The sequence below is a fragment of the Acidobacterium sp. FHG110202_01 genome (genome assembly GCF_059115305.1).
In genome coordinates this window covers 355,138-376,080 of the sequence record NZ_JBZYWJ010000007.1, presented here as the reverse complement: position 1 = coordinate 376,080, position 20,943 = coordinate 355,138, and the positions used below count along the sequence as shown (strand labels likewise).

The following is a 20,943-nucleotide window of genomic DNA, read 5'->3' as shown; positions in this document are numbered from 1 at the left end:
AACGGTTACATCTCCCAAAAACAAAATCTTTCGAGAGATCGATTGGCGCTAACCCTCTTCGGAATTTCTTTTCAGGAAAACGTTTCAAAGAACGGGGATGTCGAACAATGATCCATGTCTATGATCGAGAATCAGAAGATTCGATCGTCAACCTGGTCCCTAGTTCTAAACACTTAAATGCGAATTCCAGAGCTCGAACGCAAGCCGTGATCTTGACCGAGCCCAGCATGTGCTTCTTTCTTAAATCATAATGTCATCTTGACATAGTGTTATCTCAAACAAAAGGAAAGTGAAAAAAAACACTGCGAGAAACAATCGAGAAAACAGTCCGGAAACATATTGATTGGGATTCCCACATTGATGGGCCAAAGGTTGTGGAGCGTTAGAAGATAACATTTACTAATGCTTAGAACATCGCCGGCATGAGACTCAATCCAAATGAACGAGTCCCCGCTGAAGGGCATAGATTGTAGCCTGAGTACGATCGCGCGCTCCCATTTTATCGAGTACGGAAGAAACATGAATCCGCACCGTCTTTTCTGCGATGTGCAGTTCGTCGGCAATTTCGCGATTCGACAATCCCTGCGCGATACACGCCAGCACTTCGGATTCGCGCGGTGTTAAATCAACTGCCGGAACACGTTCTGCCAGCCGGTCGAGGGCAATGCGCGGAAGATAGCGAAGGCCGCGGTCCACGCTTTGAATCGCATTCACCAGCTCTTCACCGCTGGCATCCTTCGTCAGGTATGCCATCGCCCCAAAGCGAATGGCACGATAGATATCTTCACTTCCCTGATAGTTGGAAAGAACTACGATGCGCGCTCTGGAATATTCCTCGCGAAGCTTTGTGATCAGCTCAAAGCCGCTCATGCGAGGCAGTCTTAAATCGAGCACAACCACATCGGGCTGAAGCGACCGATACAGCATAAGCCCTTCTTCGGCGTCCGATGCTTCACCGACAACTCGAATCTGCGAATGGCCTGACAAAACAGAATGCAGAGCCATCCTCGCCAGGAAATGGTCCTCGATTAGAAGAACGCGAATTTCTTTCATACACCGATCCAGGGAGTCACATATTGCTGCAACTGTTGTCGTGTAACGTCCTGTAGAGTATTGAACGACACATTCACCGATACTTCCGTTCCCTCATCGTGCGAGCTATGCAGCCGCAGCACACCACCCACTTTCCTAGCCCGCTCTTCCATAACCGGGATCCCGAAGTGTCCAACCTTCAACGAATCGCCACGGAACCCGCTGCCATCGTCGCGGATGGTGAGGTTGAGAGAATTCATCTCGTAACATAAATGAACGGCAATGTGCGAAGGAGATGCATGACGCATCGCATTCGAGACAGCTTCCTGTCCTATGCATACCAGGTGATGTACATACGCAGGCGCCAGAGGTACCTCATCGCCCTCCACTCGGAACGTAATCACAGGCGAATCCCCCGTACCCTGCGAGTGCAGTGAATGCGAGAGGGCATGGGAAAGGATATTGGTCATATATCCTGTATCGCGCAGATCCCAGATAATCCGCCGTGCTTCAGCCTGGCAATGGGCAACCATACTGCGCACAAGCTCGCAGGATTTTGCGGCAGGGGTATCAACCAGAGCGCTGTCGCGGAAAAGTTTCGCGGTCGCTTCAAGCTGCCACGAAATGGCAGCGAACCCCGCCATCAATGTATCGTGGCACTCCCGCGCAATCCGGTTGCGTTCTTCAATGACAACGCCGATCTCCCCTTTAACCATTTGCATACGTTGGCGGAAAAACTGCACTCCCATCGCGGCAGCCAGCAACAGCAATGCGAGATAAAAATACCACGTCTGATAGAAATGGCCTCTATGCACCACGGGGATGGAAGCCGTTGTAGCTCCCCACGCCTCACCGCTGTTTCGCCCCTGCACTTCAAAGCTGTACTTCCCCGGAGGCAAATGACGATATCGCGCGATGCGCGCATGTGTCGTCGTCCAGCCTGCGTCATAGCCATTCAGACGATACCGGAACTCAATTTGCGAAGGATTCGACAAGTGGATCGCATTAAAAAGAAACGTCACATCGGATTGGCCGGCCTCGACTTCGATTCTGCTTCCGCTATGCACGTGCTCCGGATTCAGATCGTCAGCAAATGTCCATGCAAGAGTGGGCATGATGGGATGCGCAGAAAGCGGAGCATTGACAGCGCTTGTCGTATGCGTAAAACCCTTGGTCGTAGCAAACCAAAGCGTTCCATCGGCGGTACGGGCGGAGCCTGGCTGCGATGGACCGCTACATTCGCTGGACGGCATGCCATCGTCGCGCCTGAATAGAATCGGAGCAAGATATGGCTCTCTCCTGTCGGCTACTGTGTGAAGCGTAGAGACAGCAACGCGCACGACGCCGCGTGATGTTCCCAGCCACAAATATCCATTACTGTCTTCAATCGCGCTGTAAACCGGTAGAGCAGGCAATTCGCTTCCGGCGCTTAACGGCTCCGCCTGGTCTCGTCGTAAAACTGCCAGGCCGCCAGCCTTTGTACCAATCCATATATATCCGAGACTGTCTTTTGTGAGTGAAAGCACATGCGGATTGGGAAGATCGGTAATAGGAGAAGAATGACCATCGCGTATGCGGAAAAGACCGCTGCTTGTGCCTACCAACATGGAACCATCTGTGTCTTCCAGCATGGAGGTGATCAGCTTCGCATCGAGAAACAGTGATCGTGGACCTGTTGGCTCACCGCGAGTGAAATAGAGAAGGCCATTGTATGTCCCGACCCACAGGCCTGCATTGTGGTCTACGAGAAGCGAGCTGATCGCATTGCCCGGAGACTCCGTGCCGAGAAGATAGTGCTGGAAGGCGTGCCCGTCATACTGATAGATACCGTTGAACCACGTACCAATCCAAAGCTGCCTGTGTTGGTTCTCTGCGAATGCGCGAATATGTGTTGCCAACGGCATACCGGGAGGCGTCATATCAATGAGCTTTCCATCATGAATGCGGTAAAGCCCCTTATCCCATGTACCGAGCCATAAATTGTTATGACTGTCTGAGAACACAGCCCCAACATAAGTAGCGGGAAATCCTTCGGCTTCTCCATACGGAGCGAATGCCGCCTTGCGCCATCGGCTGAGTCCTCCAGCAAACGTACCTACCCAGAGATTCTGTTCGTTATCGATGAACAGCGAGCGGACCGTATCGTCAGGCAGACCATTGCGCGAGGACCAGGATGCTACGCCATCTTTGCCGATTCGCACAATGCCGCTATGGCGCGTACCTACCCAGAGATTCCCCTGGGCATCGCCCAGAAACACCGTGACCGGGCTCTGAATATGGGCAGCAACAACTTCGTCATATCCTGTTCCTTCTGGACGAGGCACCAGCTGGATGACGCGGTTCCCTGTCCCCACCCAGAGGCGATGTTGAGGATCACGGTAGACAGCCACTGGCTTTTCTGATGCGGCATCATGCAACACATATGGCTTTGTCTTGTCGTCTCTTAAATCGAAGAGCCCATTAGATGTGATAAAGAAAATGCCGCCGCGATTATCTTCGGCAAAGGGAGCGATGATGTCGCCGGAAATCATGCCGGCTTCCTCAAAGGTATCCAAATGTCCATCGTGATAGCGCTCGACACCATTCTGCGTAGCGATCCAGAGCGCCCCCGCGGAATCCTGGTAAAGCATCCGCACCCGCTCGTTCATGTGGCCGGCAAGCTCGCTGATATTGTTCGGAGTGCCTGAGCCGCTGTATTGCAACACGCCGCGCCCATCTGTGCCGATCCAGAGATTGCCGTCGCGCCCGATCAGCACTGCATTAACGGCCTCTCCATCTGTTTCTCCCGGGATGACGAAGCTTTGGAAATGCAGGCCATCGAAGGTGGTCAAGCCTAAAGCAGTCGCAAGCAGCAGAGGGCCTCCAGGCTGCTGTGCGATCATGCGAATGCTATTTGCAGGCAGGCCATCTTCGACCTGCCAGTATTGTTTCTGATATTCAGAAAGCCGGAAGCTCGTCTGTGCAAGCGCCTCGTTTGCCGCGGCACACAGGGCTGCAAACAGCCCCAGCAACACAAAGAGCTTTCCAGAACGCAGGCAGCCAAACTTGAGCGGACATCGGGCAGAATAAGTCATGCCATGAGTGGATATTCATTACGGCATCACAAACAGGCAGGAGTTGTAAAGAATACCTAAAAAGCACTTATCGGCCGCATTAAGTTTGTCGATGCTCTCTTGCCTACTACGTTACCTCCAAAGGACGTTCGGGATGGACAACCAGCCAACAGAGAGCGCCGATTAAAGCAAGCGCAGCCGCAGCTCCGAATGAACTGGTCCAGCCGAATTTCTGTGCAATCCATGGCGTGAGGGAGGCCGTCACAGCCCCACCAATCTGCCCACCCATATTCACAATGCTGGAAAAAACGCCGGAGCTACGCCCTGCAATATCAACCGAAACGGAAAAAAACGAGCTCTGCGAAAGATACAACATCCCCGCGCCTCCTGCCAGGATCAGACCTGCAAGGCTGGGGCTATGGACTTGCGAGCCGAAAATGAGAAAGATGGCGGTCAGGAAAAGAGCTACAGAGGCAAGCACACATCTTCCCACCCGAAGGCCATACCGTTTCGTGAGGCGGTCGCTCAATGCCCCACCGGCAAGACAGAATACTGTCATAGAGAGAAATGGCAACATAGAATAACGCGCGCTTGCTTTGAGATCGAATCCGCGTACCTGTGCCATATAGAGAAAGAACCAGCTGAAAAAAATCCAGGCTATATATCCGAATCCGAAATATCCAACCATCAGGGCAGCAAGGTCGCGCCGGTGGAAAATTGCGCTCCAGGAAATACCCGCTTTATCCGTTTTTCGATCACCAGCCTGTGCCGGCGTCGCATGCACCTGGTAAGCTTCAAGGCCGCTTTGAATCTTTTGCAGCTCTGAAGCGGATACAGCCGGATGCTCTTCCGGCGTGTCTCTTGATGCGTACCACCATACGACTCCAGCAAGACACCCAATGATGGCACTGAACCAGAATGCGGCCCGCCATCCATGGTTTGTGATGAGCCACGTCAGGAGCGGAGGAGTAAGGCCACTTCCTGCGCCTACGCCGGCAAAGATCAGCCCGTTCACGAAGCCGCGCTCCTGCTGTGGAATCCAGCGCGCAACAAACTGGTTTGCACCCGGATATACAATCGATTCACCTGCGCCAAGGGCGAAACGGATCGCAATCAGGACTGCAACCGCATGCGACATATCGGCAGGCAGCAGTGCGGTAAGTTCTGTAACTGCTCCCCACCACAAAACACCAAGTGCCAGTACACGCCTGGGACCAAAACGAGCGGCGAGCCATCCGGCTGGTATCTGGAATCCGGCATAACCGACAAGAAAAGCAGAAAAAATCCAGCCGAGGTGCTGGTTCCCCAGCCCATACTCCGAACTGATTTGCAGCCCCGCGATCGAGATATTTGTACGATCCAAAAAGGCAACACCACTAAGAACGAAGAGCAGGAACGAGAGAAAAAAACGTACCTGCGTACGAGACTCAGAAGACATCTATCCTCCGTGGGAAAACGACACCGCTTCCCGAAATCACAATTCGATACAGCAAGTTATTTCTTACTGTGCATTCAGGCCATCAATCAGGCCATTTCGATAAGCGCGATTCGCCGGCAGGCATCCCAGAAGCGTTCCTGCCAGTACTACCATGCAGGCATACAAGGACACTCGCCATGAAAAACCCACCATCGCCAGAGGGATTCCAAAGCGCATCTCGATAGGAGCACGAACAACCCAGAGCAATCCAAATGCTGCTGCAAGACCCAGTGCGGCTCCCGCCACGCTGATAAGTGTTGACTCCAGCACAAATAAGATAAAAATCTGCCAGACATGAAATCCGTTGGCACGAAGGATGGCAACTTCGCGCCTGCGCTCGTTCAATGCTGCATAAAGTGTAATCAGCAGCGCCAGCAGTCCAACAACCAGTACCGCTCCACTCACGACAGAGAGAGCCATATCAGCATAGCCAAGCAGCCCCCACAATTCCTGCAGTGTTCTGGCCGGAATGATTGCTGTCAAAGGCTCCTGGAGATAGGCATTGACCTCTCGCTGCAGTTGCTGAGTATCCACCTGGGACCGCGTACGAATCAGGAACGCACCGATGTTCTTGATATGCAGATCTTCCTTGCGGATCGCCGCCGGTGTGATCTGAGTGCTGTCCGTTGGCTCCAGATGCATTGCCTGATTGCCATACAAAGTGATGTAGACGGCCCGGTCTACGGGCGTTTCTGTACGCGCCAGGATACCTGTGACGGTAAAAGGTCTGCCGGCACCTTCCCGCGAACTGATTCCCTTTAGGTCATAACTGAAAATAATTTTTGAGCCAACGTGATAGCCGAGACGCTTTGCTACTTCGCTCCCAATCGCAGCATCAAAGATGCCCTCAGGACGTGAGCCGCCGGCAAACTCAATTGCTCGATCGTGGTGATAACGGTAGTGTTCATAGAAATTGCCATCTGTAGCCATTACACGATAGCCATGGTGACTTCCAGCCATGGAAAACGGAATGGTCCATTGAACCGCGGGGTGATCGCGGAAATGTTCATAGGAGGCAAAAGACAAATCATTAGTAAGGACACCTGCATGAAAAACAGCATACAGTAGCAGAGGCAGTGAGCCTCCGCGCGCTCCTACTACAAGATCCGTCTGGCTAAGCGTGCAGGCAAAGCCCTGCTGCGCAGCCTGGCGAACCCGATCTATTCCAGTGAGCAGCAGCACGCTCAATGCAATGGAAAAGACAGTGAGGATCGTTGCTGTTTTTCGGCTCTTCAAGGAGAGAAAAGCCAGCCGCAACAGGACTAGCATAAGACCGCCTGATTGATCTCGGCTACGGATATATGGCGTCCAAAAGTTGACGTCAGCAAAGTATCGTGACTGGCAAAGATCAGCGTGGATCGCGCCTCATCGCAAACTTCTACCAGAAGGCGAAGAAAGCTCTCTTGTCGATCATGATCGAGAGAAGAGGCCGGCTCATCCGCGATAACCAGATGAGGCGCACCAATCACAGCACGAGCCACGGCAACCAGCTGCTGCTGCCCCATGGTCAGCCTTGTCACCGGCTTGTGCAGAAAACTTTCCATATCAAGCCGTCCGGCAATGCGCGAAATCTCTCCGTCAAGCGTGGATGCGGTAATCCGCTTCATCCGCTTCGCGTGTACATAGCAAGGAAGTGCGATATTTTCACGAACGGAGAGATAAGGAATCAGATTGCAGCCTTGAAAAAGATATCCCATCTCCGCGCCTCGAAGACGGTCTCTTGCAGAAGCAGATAATCGGCTCATGTTCCTGCCCAGAACCCGGATATTCCCTCCATCCGCTCGCAGAACTCCGGCGACGAGTTCCAGCAGGGTCGTCTTGCCGCTTCCGCTGGGGCCATGAAGAAAGACCCGCTCTCCTTCGTCGATTTGCAGTTCATCGATCTGGAGAAGTGGAGGACTCTGGTTGTAAGAAAATGTCACGCCCTGCAAATGAACCGCTGGCAATCATTGCTCCACGTAAAGTTTGACGAGACCTTTCGTCGCAGCCGTAAGACATCAGACCGCATCGCCCATCTCCCTTGAGATACGTTCCGCCTTATTTCACCGGATACTGAAAACTCAAAATTAGAGATGGGTGGACCTGTTGTCATCAGCCCGCTGTCTCTCTGAAATATAGGTCAAATAACCTAGGTCCAGGAAACTCCTCGTAGTTATAAAGAAGTCCAAAGAAAACGAAACCTGCTTCTAGGTCATTTGTCCTGCATAAATCCCGTATTACAGCCTGATGACAGGCGAGATTCTCTGTTATTCAATCCTCTCCATAAATTATTCAGACTGTAATGGCGTTTTCTTTAGCAGGAAAAAACGGTAAAAGCACGCACTATGAACGCGTCCGGCCTACGTGCGCTTGTTAACTTCTAGCCGCACATCCTGCTTTTGACAACTCCAGGATTTCCAGGAGCCCACCGTGAAAAGATTCCTTATCTCCGGTCTACTGCTGCTATGTAGTTCCTCGATGCTCTATGCTCAGATAGCCAATAACACTGCTCTAGTCGGGACCATTACCGATCAAGGCGGCAATGTGGTGCCGAACGCGAAAGTTACCGGCACCAATGTCGAGACTAAGGTCGACTACACCGGCACGACCAATGCGGAAGGATATTATTCGATTCCGTACGTGAACCCGGGGACGTACAACCTGACAGTAGAGGCATCCGGCTTTTCGAAAACTACTGCTCAAGGTGTGAACGTTACAATTAACGCTTCCGCCCGCACGGATGTTGTTCTGAAAGTAGGCTCGCTTGTTTCCGAAGTCAGTGTTTCGGCAAATACGCCCGCGATCTCAACTGATGACGCGCTTCTCGGTGAGACGATCGAATCCAAGCAGGTGCATGATCTGCCGCTGAATGGCCGCCAGGCACTCTTTCTCGCAGCAACGACTTCGAACATCGTCATCAGCGGCACCGCGCTTACTGGAGTTCCTCCCGGCAACCGGGCAAGCGGCGCAGGCACTCGCAACGTCAACAACAGCATTTCGCTGGATGGTATATCAGTGGTCAACAATCTGACCTCAACCGCCGCCTTGACTCCTAACCCTGATGCGCTCGATTCGGTTCAGACGCAGAATGGCAACTACACCGCACAGTACGGTGATTACATAGGCGTCCATATCAACATGGTTACGAAAACCGGCGGCAACCAATTTCATGGGACCGTCTACGATTACCTGCAAAACGACGCGCTCAATTCCCGCCCCTTCGGCTCTCTGCCATCAACGCCTAAGAGCCAAGTCCGCTTCAACCAGTTTGGCGGCATGGTTACAGGTCCGATTGTCAGGAATAAAGCTTTCTTTCTTGGTTCCTACGAAGGAATCCGCCAGAGCAATGCCTCGCTCATGCAGGGTCAGGTCCTTACAGCAAAGGAACGCACCGGCGACTTCTCGGAGCTCCTGATTCCTGGTTTTGCCGGAGCGAATCCGATCCAGCTTGTCGACCCGACAACACGGCAACCAATTCCCGGTAATCGTCTCGATCTTGCAGGATATACGCCATCGCCTCAGGCACAGAAAGTCATGCAGTATCTGGCGCTGCCGACTGTCAACACTTTTCTTGCAAATAACTTTGTGGGCAACGTGCCCGCCGATCTGACGTACAATTCAACCCTCGACCGCGTGGACTACAACCCCACCGAACAGATTCGGCTCTTTGGCCGCTTCTCCTGGCAAAAAATGAACAGCGTCAGCGGCGCGATCAACCCTTCCAGCAACTCTTACAGCCCTAACATTTTCCGCAACGGCGTTTTTGGGTATACGCACATACTCTCATCGAGCATGGTCAACGATCTTCGGCTCGGCTTCAATACTGTGAGCACGAACTTCTTTAATTACTTTGCTCAGAATGGCATCAAGGATGCCGGTTCATCGCTGGGAATTCCCGGCTTTACGGCAGACGTGGACAATAACAATCCAGGTCTGCCCACGATCAATATCACCAACTATCAAGGCACAGCCGGCGAAGATGGCACGAACTGGCTACAGGACGATCGCACTTTGACCGCCTATGACCAGTTCTCCTGGACCAGAAACCGCCATACGATTACAGCCGGCGTCAGTTTCCGCAGATTATCCATTGGCCGGGCCGCGCAAAACGGACCGCGTGGAACTTTTACGTTCAGCGGACAATATACCAACGATGCAGCAGCAGACTTCTTCCTCGGTGATGCGATCTCCGACATCACACCGTACTTCCAGGTCAAAGGTGAAATCTATCAGTTCCGCGACGGCTTTTTCGTCCAGGACAACTGGCAGGTGTCGCAGAAGCTCACACTGCAATATGGCGTTCGTTACGAACTGCCGCAGGTTGCCAAGAGCCTCAACGGAGTTGGACGCAAGCTGAATCCGACGGAGACGGCGCTCTTCCCTGCTCAGGGCGGCACCAATGCCCAAAATGCGCAGGATTTTCCAGGGTTCGCATTCACTGATCCCAACCACACCGATATTGCGCCGCGTCTCGGATTCGCTTATCGAGCAACTGACAAAACAGTTGTCCGCGGCGGAGGCGGCATTTACTACAATGCGAACCACCTGAATTCCTATACCCTGTCTTCCACAAACTATCCCTATTCTGCATCTGTTTCTTACAGCGGAGTATCTCCTGCAGTTGGCAATGTGCCCAACGTGACGTTCTCCAATCCCACTCCCGGAGCGGGCGCTGTTTCCCCGGTTGCCGGGACTCCCGGAACCTATGTGAGTGCTTTCACTGAGAATCCTCACCTGCCTCCGGCAACCATGTATCAATGGAATCTGGATGTGGGTCAGGAAGTCTGGAAGAATGCGGGCTTTGAACTTCAATACCTGGGATCGCATACCATCCATTTAGATGAAAGTTACTACGACAACCAGCCTGAACCCGGCGTAGGCAACCAGTCTTTGTCTGTGAACGCGCGCCGGCCAAATCAACTCTTCGGTCAGATTCGCCGTATTGAAAATAACGGCATCGCCACATATAACGGACTAACGGTCATTCTCCGCCAGCGCTTGAATCACGGCCTTACGGGAACCGCCAGCTATACCTGGGCACATGCGTTAGATACTTCGGATAGCTCCAATGATGGCGGCAGCGCCATGTGGCAGGGGCATCTTAAGATGGATTACGGCAACTCAAACAGTGATGTCCGCAACAGGTTCGTTGCGACCCTTGCCTATGAACTGCCTAAGTTCACTATCCATAACGCTCTTGTTTCGGGAGCGCTGAACGGCTGGCAGATGAACGCCATCCTCGATCTCCGTACCGGCACTCCCGTCAACGTAACTTATTCCGGTGACCGGCTGAACGTCGGCGTGCCCGGATCACCGCAGCGACCCAACTTTGTACATGCTGGAAGAAGCACCTGCACGAAGGGCTTTCTGTTCTCGCACGGGCTCGCGGCTTCCTGCCTTGACAGCACAGCGTATTCCCTGCCGGCTCTCAACTCCACCTACGGAAACGTGCACCGCAACGATATCTATGGGCCGAGACAGGTTGCCCAGAACAGCGCTTCTCTCTTCAAAAGCTTCAAGCTATGGGAAGACGTTGCCTTTCAGTTCCGCGCAGAAGCCTTCAACGTCTTCAACCACGCCAACCTCAATAATCCGAACTCGACCTTCGGATCATCGAGCTTCGGAACAATCACAGGCACTGGATCCCGTACTCTTCAATTTGCCGGCAAGATCAACTTCTAACCGGCAAATGATGTATCCATCAGCAGGCTTTCAGCCCCATATAACTCTCGGGGGCTGAAAGCGTCTGTGCGCCACAAGTCAATGAAGTATTACCCGTAGTGAGATCATTAAAGGAGAGCTTCCATGGAGATCAGTACCCGACGCAGTTTTTTCGGCAGGATCATCACCCTGGCAGCTGCCCTACCGGGCATGCCGAAGCTTCTTGCGCAGCAGGCTCAGGCTCCTCCGCCGACGCAGCCCAAGGACAGGCCTCAGCGCACCAATCATGTGCACGACGGCATCTACTACTTCTCAGGCACAGGCTCGAACGATGGTTATCCCAAGGACGACCATGTCTTCGTAACCGATCCTTTTGAAAAACATGTAACCCGCACGATGGATGCGCTGAAGAAGTCAGTCGAGCGCGCCGGCTGCACTATGGACAGCATCATCCATCTGCAGGTCTTTCTCTGTCTGCCTCTGGCCGATGGCGTCCCAATGCCAATGGGCAATGCACGATTTGACGCCCACAAAGCACAGTACGATACATTGAATAAAATTTATGGTACATATTTCAGTCCCGGAAAGGCGCCGTCTCGCGCCTGCATGGCCCTGGAATGGATTCCCGGCGACTCTTTGATCGAAATCGTCGGCAGCGCTCTGGTTGTCAATCCATCTTCGTCTTCCGCAGGCGAATAACTCGAAGTCTCGAAATAAGGAGCAACGCATGAACTTGAAATCTCGTTGGAATCGCAGATCATTCCTATCCATGCTGGGCCTCACCGGAGGCAGCTTGCTTGCTCCTGCAAAATTGAACGCGTTGGGCCTCTTCAGCAAAAAGGCAAAAGCGGCTGCCCCTTCCCTCGACGGCAGCCCCATTGTGCCCATTACCACTGGTCTTGGCTCCACTGGCGATGTTTATGCCGAACTCGGAGTGAAACCTCTCGTCAATATCAATGGCACCATCACCGTCATGGGCGGATCGTTGATGAAGCCGGAGGTCATGGAGCTCATCCGCATGGGCAACGAACACTTCGTCATGATCGATGAGTTGGAAATTGCCGCGGGAAAGTTCATCGCGAAGCTGTGTAAATCACCCTCAGGATATACCGGCCTGGTGACAGCAGGTGCTGCTGCGGCTCTTGTCGTAGGTTACTCCGGCATGATGACCGAGGATCTCGAGCCCCGCATGAGAGATATTCCTGATGTAAGCAAGTTCCCGCGCAACGAAGTCATTATCCAGAAAAGCCATCGCTATCCCTTCGACCATCAGATTCGTCAGACCGGCGCAAAACTGGTTGAAGTGGAAACTCGGGAAGAGATGATCGCCGCGATCAATCCAAAAACAATAGCAATCCACTTCACCAATATCCTGTCCGACAAAGGCAAGGTCAGTGGCCCTGAAACCATAGCCATAGCGAGGGAACATAACCTCTATACATTCAATGATGCTTCCGCAGATGTGCCTCCGGTAGAACGCCTCTGGACATATCCGCAAATGGGCTTCGACCTGGTCACTTTCAGTGGCGGCAAAGCCGTCTGCGGCCCTCAGGCAGCAGGCATCCTGATCGGCAAAGAAGATCTGATTCACTATGCATTGCTCAATATGAGCCCGCAGGAAGACCGCATTGGACGCTGCTGCAAGGTCGGCAAGGAAACCATCTTCGGCATGCTTAAAGCTCTTGAGATTTTCGTCAATCAGGATTACGACGCAACGCTGAAAATGTATGATGAGCGAGCACAGGTCATCACGAATGCGGTTGAAAAGTTCGGCGTTACTGCTCGCCCACGGGAATTTAATCCTCAGGCATTGGGTAATGTGACGCCCCACTACAGCTGGCAGATCGATCCCTCCAAGCTCCCAATTACCGCAGCAGAAGTCATGCAGCAGCTAGCTAATACGCAACCTATCGGGATCGGCAGTATGGGAGCTGGCGTAGGTGGAATGCGCGGGCGCGATCCCGAAAAACCGGCTGACACTCCCCGCGGAGGCCATAATCGAGAGGCGAAAGATCCGCACACATTTGGCTTTGCCGTCTGGCAACTCAAGGATGGCGAAGAGAAGCTGATTGCGGAACGCCTCACTGAGATTTTTAGCGCAGCTAAGAATGCCTAGACTTCTCCTTACAGTCAATTTCTTGATGGGTAGCTGGGGAACAAAGCCACACCCCTCAACGCTACGACACAAACTATCCGCAATATTTCAACGCAACGAGTTCATCAATCTGCTTCAGTCCTGGTTTGTTTGATTGTGATAGTGATTCAACCAGACGGGCGGGCTAGAGTTACAAGCTCCTGACCGATCAATGGCAAAGCTGAGAAATCTACATCTCAAAAGATTCATCTTCTGGTACAACAGAACTCGAAGCATAGACACGTGCCTATCAAATTCCATTCGGCCACATTGTTATTAGCGATTGATCTGGTTGGTACCTTTGTTTTTGCAGTAGAAGGTGCTATGACTGCGACCCAGGCCAGTCTCGACATTCTGGGACTTATGGTGCTGGCTTTTGTCACGGCTCTCGGCGGCGGAATCATCCGCGATGTGCTGATTGGCGCGGTCCCACCTAACTCTATCCGGGACTGGCGCTATCCGATCACGGCATTCGCCGGGGCGGCGCTCGTCTTCTTTCAGGCAAGCATAGTCAGCCACTTCTCGCCATCAGTGTTAATCACTCTCGATGCTGCAGGACTCGCCCTCTTTGCTGTTGCCGGGGCAGCTAAAGCGCTCGATTTCGGCATTCACCCATTCTTAGCCATCCTTATGGGAGGCGTTACAGGGGTAGGCGGGGGTACAATGCGCGACGTGCTGCTGGCGCAAGTCCCTAACGTTCTCCGCGCCGACGTGTATGCAGCAGCAGCGCTGGCCGGCGCTGCCGTTATGGTTCTAGCTCTTGAATTGAAGACTCGCCCTGCCTTTGCGACCCCGGCTGGAATTGCAGCATGCTTCTTTCTGCGTATGGTAGCCGTATGGAGGCACTGGAATCTGCCGCGAGTCATGAACCATTAGCTTGACAGTCGACCTATTTTAGAAGCGAACTGGATACAGTCATACTATTTCCACTCACCTCGATAATGCACTCGTTTGCTATGCGGCGGATCCAGGTAACTGCTATGCACCCGAAGATGCATATATTCCTGGCACCCCCGTCTCCGGAAGTTCGAATCTCAACGAGTTATAACGAGTTATATTGAAGGACTTTTGGTGGACCTGATCGGGATCGAACCGATGACCTCTTCCATGCCATGGAAGCGCGCTCCCAGCTGCGCCACAGGCCCACTTAAATGAGGACTTCTTTTATTGTCTTTTACAGCGCGAGTTTCGTCAAACCTTCGTGGAAATTCACTTCACTTACGCTATTTTGTTAAAATCCTGCAACCCAGCTAAATCACCTCGCATCGGGAACTTATATGCCCTTTTTTGAACGTTGCTTTTTGGGGCGTGCATCCTGTATAGGATTGCTTGCCGTTTCCTTAGCATCTGTACCAGTTGCGAATTGTCAGACAGCAGCACCTGCAGCACAGACTCCCACTCAGACTGCACCGCCCGCACCCAAACCCTCCGACATCCTGCATCCTGCACTCAGCCAGGTGAGCCAGGCCGTCGGCAGTCTGAACATTGCACGCTGGAAAGCTCCGAATGAAGTTAAAGCGGCGACGCAGCAGAATGCGGACTCGATCCAGCGCGATCTGAATTCCACCCTGCCCGGTCTGCTCAGCCAGGCTGATGCTAATACGGGACTCGTTTCGGCGACTTTTCCGGTTTACCGGAACATCGACGCGCTCTACGATGTGCTGCTGCGTGTTTCTCAGACGGCAAACCTTGCTGCTCCAGAGAACGAAGCGACAAACATCCTTTCTGCGCTGAACCAGCTGGAGTCGGCGCGCGCGCAGCTCGGTGATTCGATTGTTTCCAGCTCGAAGAATACAGAGACCCGGGTCGTTTCGCTGCAGACCGCGCTCCAGAAAGCAGCTTCGACACCGCCTCCTCCTGCGAAGCCTGTAGTCGTGGACAATGGTCCGGCCAGGTCGACAACTACACCTCATCGCAAAAAGAAGCCGGCAACTCCGGCTAATACGAATCAACCGCAGCAGCAGCCGACGAATCAGCAGCAACCGCAACAACAGCCGCACTAGGCAAGACTATTCGGCACGGAGCGCTTCCACTGGATCAACCGCAGCGGTGCGGCGCGAGGGCACATAGCTCGCAAGCGCCGCGGCTGCGGCCAGTCCGAAGCATACGGCGATGTATGTGACGGGGTCGGCTGCGCTGACGTGGAAGAGCAGCGACGTCAGCAGGCGCGTCGCTGCCAGCGCCACAACCAGCCCGCATGCCATGCCGATTCCGGTCAGAATCAGCCCCTGCCGCACGAACATGCCGGTGATGTCTTTCCGCTGCGCGCCCAGGGCGATGCGGATGCCAATCTCTCTTGTCCGCTGCGAAACCGAGTAAGCGATCACGCCATAGAGGCCGACTGCGCCGAGCAGCAACGCCATGGCGCCTGCAATGGCGAGCATCACCAGCGTGAACGAAGTGCGCGACATCGATTTGTTGTAGAAGTAATCGAGCGTGCGGATTCTCTCAACCGGCAGGTTGGAATCGACCGACCACACTGCCTGACGCACTTCCTTCATCAGGCCCTCAGAACCGGCGCGCGGCGTGCGGATGGCATAGACCAGCGTGCGGTTCACTTTCACCATGTCCGACTCGAAGCGGTTCACGAAGAGAGGCCAGTAGGCAATCGTGGGCGCGTTCTTGTTCATGCCGTCGTCGTGAATATCGCCGGCAACGCCGACGATTTCCCGCCAGTCATCCTTCGAGCTGACACGAATCCGTTTGCCCAGAGCGCTTGATGGAGTGTGCCAGTACTCACGAGCGAAGTTCTCGGAGACGATGGCGACCGGCAGCCGCTCGTAGTTGTCGGTCCAGGTGAAATCACGACCGGCGACCAGCGGGATGCCGAGGGTGTGGAAGAGTCCGGGAGAGACAAATTTGAAGCGGCGCAGCGGAGGCATCTCGCCGTCGGCGTAGTTCTTGTCCTGCGCGAATACCGGGTCGTTCCAGCTGCCTCCGTCGATGGGGACGGAGATAGCCATCCCTACGCTTGAGACGCCTTGAATGGCGGTGATCTTGTCCATAATCGCCTGCTGCATGCGGACTACTTTTTCGTTGTCCGGGACTTCGGCTTCCGGGATGGTGAGGCGGAAGGTCTGGACCTGGGCCGGCTCAGTGAATCCGGGATTGACATGCATCAGGGCGCGGAAGGTGCGGATCATCAGTCCGGCGCAGATGAGCAGGACGAAGGCCAGTCCTACCTGAATCACCACCAGGATGTTGCGCGTGCGGTGGCGCTCTCTTCCCTGGCTGGAGCTGCGGCCTCCTTCCCTGAGGCCGGTCCCCATGTGTGAGCCTGCGTACCTTAATACAGGGATGAGGCCGGCGAGCAGGCTGGCCAGCAGCGAGACTCCGAGCGCGAAGACCAGCACCAGAGGGTTGATTCCGATATCGGCAACGCGCGGCAGGCCGGATGGAGCCACTACGACGAGAAGATGCAGGGCGCCGTAGGCAATGGCCAGACCGAGAATGCCGCCGAGCAGTCCGATCACAATGCTCTCGATGAGCAAATCAGCACTGATGCGCCCGGGGCCGGCACCCAGTGCGGAGCGGATGGCAAGCTCCTGCTGGCGGCCTTCGGCACGGACCAGCAGCAGATTGGCTGCGTTGGCGCAGGCGATGAGCAGCACCATGCCGATGCTGCCCATCAGAATCCATAGAAGCTTGTCGGCGTCGCCGACCACGTCCTGCATGAGCGGGCGCACCTTCGGGGCCATGCGCGCCTTCTTGAAAAGCTCGACGCTGAAGCCTTCCGGTGCGGCGAAGCTCGTCCAGACAGTGGGGATCATCCGGGATACATCGGCGTTGGCGGCTTTGAGGGTGACTCCGGGCTTGAGGCGAGCGATGCCCTCATAGCTGAACTGGCCGAGCGTCGTCTTGTTGCGGTCAAGGCGGATGGGCAGGAAGAGGGCCCTCTCCTCCCAGTCGAGGAAGTGAAAGCTTTTGGGCATGACGCCGATGATCTGGCGCGGCTTGCCATCGATGGTGAGGGTACGGCCCACAACGGAACGGTCAGAGCCGAACTTCCGCTGCCAGTAGCCGTAGCTCAGGATGACGGTCTCCTGGCTGCCGGGCGTGTCGTCGGCGTGGTTGAAGAGGCGGCCGAGCATGGGCGCGACGCCGAGGACGGGCAGAAGGCCGTCGGTTACGTCGAGTGCGAGGACCTGTTCGGGCTCCCCTGACCCGGTAACGCTGACCGAATCTCCTTCATAGAGACCGATATCACGGAAGGTACGGTTCTGGTCGCGGTAGATGAAGTAGTTGGCCGGCGCCATGTTGACGTCGTCGAGGTTGAGGCCGGGAGCGGTGTGCCAGACGCCGACCAGCTCTTCCGGGTGGGGGTATGGGAGGGGCTTGAGGAGCACGCCGTCGACCACGCTGAAGACCGCGGTATTGGCTCCGATGCCGACGGCCAGGGTGATGAGGGTGATGGCGGTGAAGAGAGGCGCGCGCCACAGGCGGCGCAAAACCTGCCGGAACTGACCTCTGAGTGCTTCCATGGGGCCAGATACGCAGGGGAGGTGCCACTGGTTCCCTGGTACCCCCCTCCCCCCTATGTAGCACTTCGTTTTGTTTGTTTTCAATGACTTACGAGGGGATTACCCCCCGCTAAGTGATTGATTCTTCTATTGCTTGTGCACTACTCCAGTGTTTTCATATATTTAGCGGGGGGTCTGTTTTCTGGTTACCCCTGGAACGGAATACAGGGTGCAGCGCTCAGGGCACCAGAAGCACGAAAGCCCGCCTCATGGCGGGCTTTTCTTTACTTCCTATATTTAGTTTAGCAATTTTGGGCGTAATACTATGCCAACTTTTTTTGGATTGTATTTGGTTTGGATTGTTTGGGTTAGGTGGATTTTAGGGGCATAGAGGGGCTTGACAGTGCTTTGGGATGGGTCTTTAGGGGAACATTGCGAGCAGTCATATTGGAGCGAACGGCGTTTGCGAGGACTAAATCGTCTGCGTTGACTCCTGCATACGCTCGACAAGTGCATTGCCGTGTAGGCGGCCATTGAAAAATTGCTAACGATAAACGACTCTTGTAACTATCAAACAAAGACCTGCCGCAAGAAATGCTCCATTTGATTTAGATTCTTCTTCTGTTCACTATCTAGCGGATCAGGTCCGAAGTGCATTACCTCATTTCGGACATCGCGAATTTCGAGAAGCCTCTTTAGAAATTCCGTCTTGTGAATTGCTAATTCGAGCCGGTTCCATACTTCCTCGCGCTCCAATAGTCTAATATTTTCTCCAAAGGTCAATAGCCCAGGGTCAGATTCCGACCTCGCCTTTGAATGTACCTCGAGGTTTGCGAGGTCCGAAGGGGTCACTTTGGGATGGAGTTTATTACGTATGAGCATTTCGATTGTGCGCAGACACATGAACGCATACGAAAGTGTACTGAGTTCCGCGGCAAAATCTGTGGCCGTTACGATTCCCGTAATTATCTTGTTTTTTGATCTGGCCAAAACATAGCCGTAAGTTTCAATGGTTGGCAATGCGTCAAAGAGGGAAGCATCCGCATCGATCACTTGAGCATCGATTCGACAATCCGCGACCGTGCTTGGTTTGGATGAGAGCATTGAATGCTTGGCGATGGATTCCCACGTAATCATCCCGCGGACTTCTCGCTGGCCCTGCATGATGGCGAGCTGAGAGTATCCTTCGAAGCTCATCAGAGTAGTCGCCATCGAGAGAGGTTCTGTGGGTAGGACGCTCACAACTCCGCGATTTGCGGAAGGAACACTGGAGATACGGATAACGGCATCGATCGGTGGTGCAACCGTTACCTCAATGACTCCGGCATCTCCTGCAGGAGAATTGAGCACTTCCGCCACGGGTGCCACCGATTTGTCCGCTGTTGATTCCTCCTCCTCCGAAAAATCTACTGGATCAATACCTTGTTCTATGTCATCAGTCAGAGAATTATTTAAGTCGCCGCTCGGAAGATTGTCGCCGACCGTCAGGCTAATCGAATCCGTGTCCTCGTTACTTAGCTTGATCGCGACCAGAGCATCAATCCAGACAGATTGGAAATCCGGCACCGTTTTAAGTCCATTCACCTCGAATTTATCGCTAATGCGGCGCATTATGGCAAAACCGCGACGTTCAGCGCCTTCCATTGCCAAAATGCGACGAACGCGAACTCGGTTGATAGACTTCCCATCCGTGAGTCGCTGCTTCCAGTATTTAATTGCGTTATCAAGATTCACGGAATCACGATAACATGGTCGGCCCGGGACAATTGGGAGGCACTGCACTCCTCGCGATTAGTTCCAAATTGCCAACACTCATCGAGTCAGCGACTAGTAGTGCGAAGGCGGCTTTCGCCCAATAATGAAAGTTGTATTGTGTCGACTAAAGTGCTCAAACCTGAATGCTGATTCCGCAATAACAAGTCGAATTATTTGGGTTGTTATTGAGCCGATACTTTACTGGAAGCTTCGAAAAACCCGGGGCTAAAGCCCCTTTCTCTGCTGCTGTTTTTCACCGGCCTGAAGGCCGGTGCTTCTACCCTTTTTTGAAATCCAACCCCACATCTTTGCGAGATGCTGGGTCCACTTTGGAGATGGGAGATTTGTGGTTCCCACCCTATCGCGCAGAACCAGCGCGATAGAATGGGGCACCCATGCGTGCGGCTATCGACGCAAAAAGCAGATTCTGCCCCTTCCTCTTCTCGCTTGCTCAGAGTCAGGGTCAGAATGACAAATTTGTCTCGGGGATTTGGCGGCTTACCATGGATTGCTCTCCCCGCACAGCCACTAAGGATGGCAGCTGGCATCCGTACTGCCTGGCGCACATGTCGGCGAGTATGAACGCACTGCTCTCTGCAGCTGTTTGTACTTCAGCGCCTGCATTTGCTGCTGCTGGTAAGCATTGCCTGCAGCACCGCCATTCTGATGCTGTTTATAGGAGGTCAGCGCAACAAACGCCATCACCTCCGCCAGCAGCACCTGCTGCTCGACCGGGTCCTTTGGAGCCGTAATCTTCGCGCGATAGGTCTGCACAAACGATGCCAGCTGCTGAGGATTCTTATTGGCAAAGTATCCCGAAAGGTAAGGCAGGTCGCGCTGAATGTTCGCCAGCCCCATCCGAATTCCCTGGTCCATCCCCGCATAGTCCTTCGGGATGGCAATGCGCATCTGGCGCATAAAATCGGGCCCGGGAGCCTGTACATGAAACAGCGACGCGCCGTATGTATTTGCCTGCTGGAGCGCCCGCAGGCTTTGATCGTTCATTGCGGGAGTGTTCAGATCGGCGCCTGCTCCATCAGCACGCTCCATACAGGAGCCGAATATCAAACATATGCAGATTGCCAGAACAACAGACCGCATCCGGACGGATGGAAGGCGATGAGCGCAGTGTATTCCCAGATATTCCATAATCAATCGGAGCAAGTATAGTGCGGCAGTATTACAGCGGGACGAATCGCAAGCAGCATGGTCCCTCCGCTGGATACCCCAATGTCCATTTTTTGGAGATATGGACAACACGCCCATCCATTCCCATAAAATGCGTTTCTCAGTACCAATCGAGCCTACACAGCAGTTCCCATATTTCGCGCAACATCGGCGCGAAGTATGGGGCATCCATGTAGCGGCTATCGACGCTGAAAGCAGATCCTT

13 protein-coding genes and 1 tRNA gene are annotated in these 20,943 nt (G+C 53.9%); 5 read left to right on the top strand and 9 right to left on the bottom strand.

Annotated features, from left to right (window positions below):
• Window positions 1-429: 429 nt before the first annotated feature.
• The 5 genes from AC5S16_RS16795 to AC5S16_RS16775 all read right to left on the bottom strand — a co-directional run bounded on the left by AC5S16_RS16795 (window position 430) and on the right by AC5S16_RS16775 (window position 7,508).
• Complete coding sequence (locus AC5S16_RS16795) at window positions 430-1,053, bottom strand: response regulator (RefSeq protein ID WP_493931252.1); 624 nt, start codon at window positions 1,051-1,053, stop codon at window positions 430-432.
• A complete protein-coding gene (locus tag AC5S16_RS16790) occupies window positions 1,050-4,106 on the bottom strand; it encodes a sensor histidine kinase (protein ID WP_493931251.1) in 3,057 nt (1,018 codons plus the stop codon). Before AC5S16_RS16790 ends, AC5S16_RS16795 begins: the two co-directional genes overlap by 4 nt.
• 106 nt (window positions 4,107-4,212) lie before the next feature.
• Window positions 4,213-5,523 carry an MFS transporter gene (locus AC5S16_RS16785; RefSeq protein ID WP_493931250.1) on the bottom strand — a complete coding sequence of 437 codons (1,311 nt, stop codon included), beginning with the start codon at window positions 5,521-5,523 and terminating at the stop codon, window positions 4,213-4,215.
• Between the two features lie 63 nt (window positions 5,524-5,586).
• Window positions 5,587-6,831: an ABC transporter permease gene (locus tag AC5S16_RS16780; protein ID WP_493931249.1), complete on the bottom strand. Its 1,245-nt coding sequence runs from the start codon at window positions 6,829-6,831 to the stop codon at window positions 5,587-5,589.
• A complete protein-coding gene (locus AC5S16_RS16775) occupies window positions 6,825-7,508 on the bottom strand; it encodes an ABC transporter ATP-binding protein (RefSeq protein ID WP_493931248.1) in 684 nt (227 codons plus the stop codon). Before AC5S16_RS16775 ends, AC5S16_RS16780 begins: the two co-directional genes overlap by 7 nt.
• Before the next feature lie 463 nt (window positions 7,509-7,971).
• Between AC5S16_RS16775 and AC5S16_RS16770 the strand changes: the two genes are divergently transcribed.
• The 4 genes from AC5S16_RS16770 to AC5S16_RS16755 all read left to right on the top strand — a co-directional run bounded on the left by AC5S16_RS16770 (window position 7,972) and on the right by AC5S16_RS16755 (window position 14,212).
• Window positions 7,972-11,223, top strand: coding sequence for a TonB-dependent receptor (locus AC5S16_RS16770; protein ID WP_493931247.1), 3,252 nt, complete (start codon window positions 7,972-7,974; stop codon window positions 11,221-11,223).
• A 123-nt stretch (window positions 11,224-11,346) separates the two neighbouring features.
• Window positions 11,347-11,901, top strand: coding sequence for a RidA family protein (locus AC5S16_RS16765; RefSeq protein WP_493931246.1), 555 nt, complete (start codon window positions 11,347-11,349; stop codon window positions 11,899-11,901).
• Window positions 11,902-11,929: 28 nt separating this feature from the next.
• The gene (locus tag AC5S16_RS16760; RefSeq protein WP_493931245.1) at window positions 11,930-13,318 is read left to right on the top strand and encodes an L-seryl-tRNA selenium transferase; all 1,389 of its coding nucleotides are present in this window, start codon (window positions 11,930-11,932) and stop codon (window positions 13,316-13,318) included.
• A 261-nt stretch (window positions 13,319-13,579) separates the two neighbouring features.
• Window positions 13,580-14,212 (top strand): trimeric intracellular cation channel family protein, encoded by a 633-nt coding sequence (locus tag AC5S16_RS16755; protein WP_493931244.1) that lies wholly within the window; start codon window positions 13,580-13,582, stop codon window positions 14,210-14,212.
• A gap of 193 nt (window positions 14,213-14,405) precedes the next feature.
• Here the strand turns inward: AC5S16_RS16755 and AC5S16_RS16750 are convergent.
• Window positions 14,406-14,481: transfer RNA gene (locus AC5S16_RS16750), tRNA-Ala, on the bottom strand.
• Between the two features lie 312 nt (window positions 14,482-14,793).
• Between AC5S16_RS16750 and AC5S16_RS16745 the strand changes: the two genes are divergently transcribed.
• Window positions 14,794-15,339: a hypothetical protein gene (locus AC5S16_RS16745; protein WP_493931243.1), complete on the top strand. Its 546-nt coding sequence runs from the start codon at window positions 14,794-14,796 to the stop codon at window positions 15,337-15,339.
• A 6-nt stretch (window positions 15,340-15,345) separates the two neighbouring features.
• On the opposite strand, the gene AC5S16_RS16740 is transcribed toward AC5S16_RS16745, so the two are convergent.
• The 3 genes from AC5S16_RS16740 to AC5S16_RS16730 all read right to left on the bottom strand — a co-directional run bounded on the left by AC5S16_RS16740 (window position 15,346) and on the right by AC5S16_RS16730 (window position 20,601).
• Complete coding sequence (locus AC5S16_RS16740; RefSeq protein ID WP_493931242.1) at window positions 15,346-17,817, bottom strand: ABC transporter permease; 2,472 nt, start codon at window positions 17,815-17,817, stop codon at window positions 15,346-15,348.
• Window positions 17,818-18,366: 549 nt separating this feature from the next.
• Entirely contained in the window at window positions 18,367-19,530 is a 1,164-nt protein-coding gene (locus AC5S16_RS16735; RefSeq protein ID WP_493931241.1) for a CBS domain-containing anti-phage protein, read from the bottom strand.
• A gap of 549 nt (window positions 19,531-20,079) precedes the next feature.
• Entirely contained in the window at window positions 20,080-20,601 is a 522-nt protein-coding gene (locus tag AC5S16_RS16730) for a hypothetical protein (RefSeq protein ID WP_493931240.1), read from the bottom strand.
• Window positions 20,602-20,943: the final 342 nt, after the last annotated feature.

Excerpts from the sequence above, each read along its gene's own strand:
- AC5S16_RS16795 (WP_493931252.1), bottom strand. The coding sequence starts at position 1,053 with ATGAAAGAAATTCGCGTTCTTCTAATCGAGGACCATTTCCTGGCGAGG.
- AC5S16_RS16790 (WP_493931251.1), bottom strand. The coding sequence starts at position 4,106 with ATGACTTATTCTGCCCGATGTCCGCTCAAGTTTGGCTGCCTGCGTTCT.
- AC5S16_RS16785 (WP_493931250.1), bottom strand. The coding sequence starts at position 5,523 with ATGTCTTCTGAGTCTCGTACGCAGGTACGTTTTTTTCTCTCGTTCCTG.
- AC5S16_RS16780 (WP_493931249.1), bottom strand. The coding sequence starts at position 6,831 with ATGCTAGTCCTGTTGCGGCTGGCTTTTCTCTCCTTGAAGAGCCGAAAA.
- AC5S16_RS16765 (WP_493931246.1), top strand. The coding sequence starts at position 11,347 with ATGGAGATCAGTACCCGACGCAGTTTTTTCGGCAGGATCATCACCCTG.
- AC5S16_RS16760 (WP_493931245.1), top strand. The coding sequence starts at position 11,930 with ATGAACTTGAAATCTCGTTGGAATCGCAGATCATTCCTATCCATGCTG.
- AC5S16_RS16740 (WP_493931242.1), bottom strand. The coding sequence starts at position 17,817 with ATGGAAGCACTCAGAGGTCAGTTCCGGCAGGTTTTGCGCCGCCTGTGG.
- AC5S16_RS16730 (WP_493931240.1), bottom strand. The coding sequence starts at position 20,601 with ATGGAGCGTGCTGATGGAGCAGGCGCCGATCTGAACACTCCCGCAATG.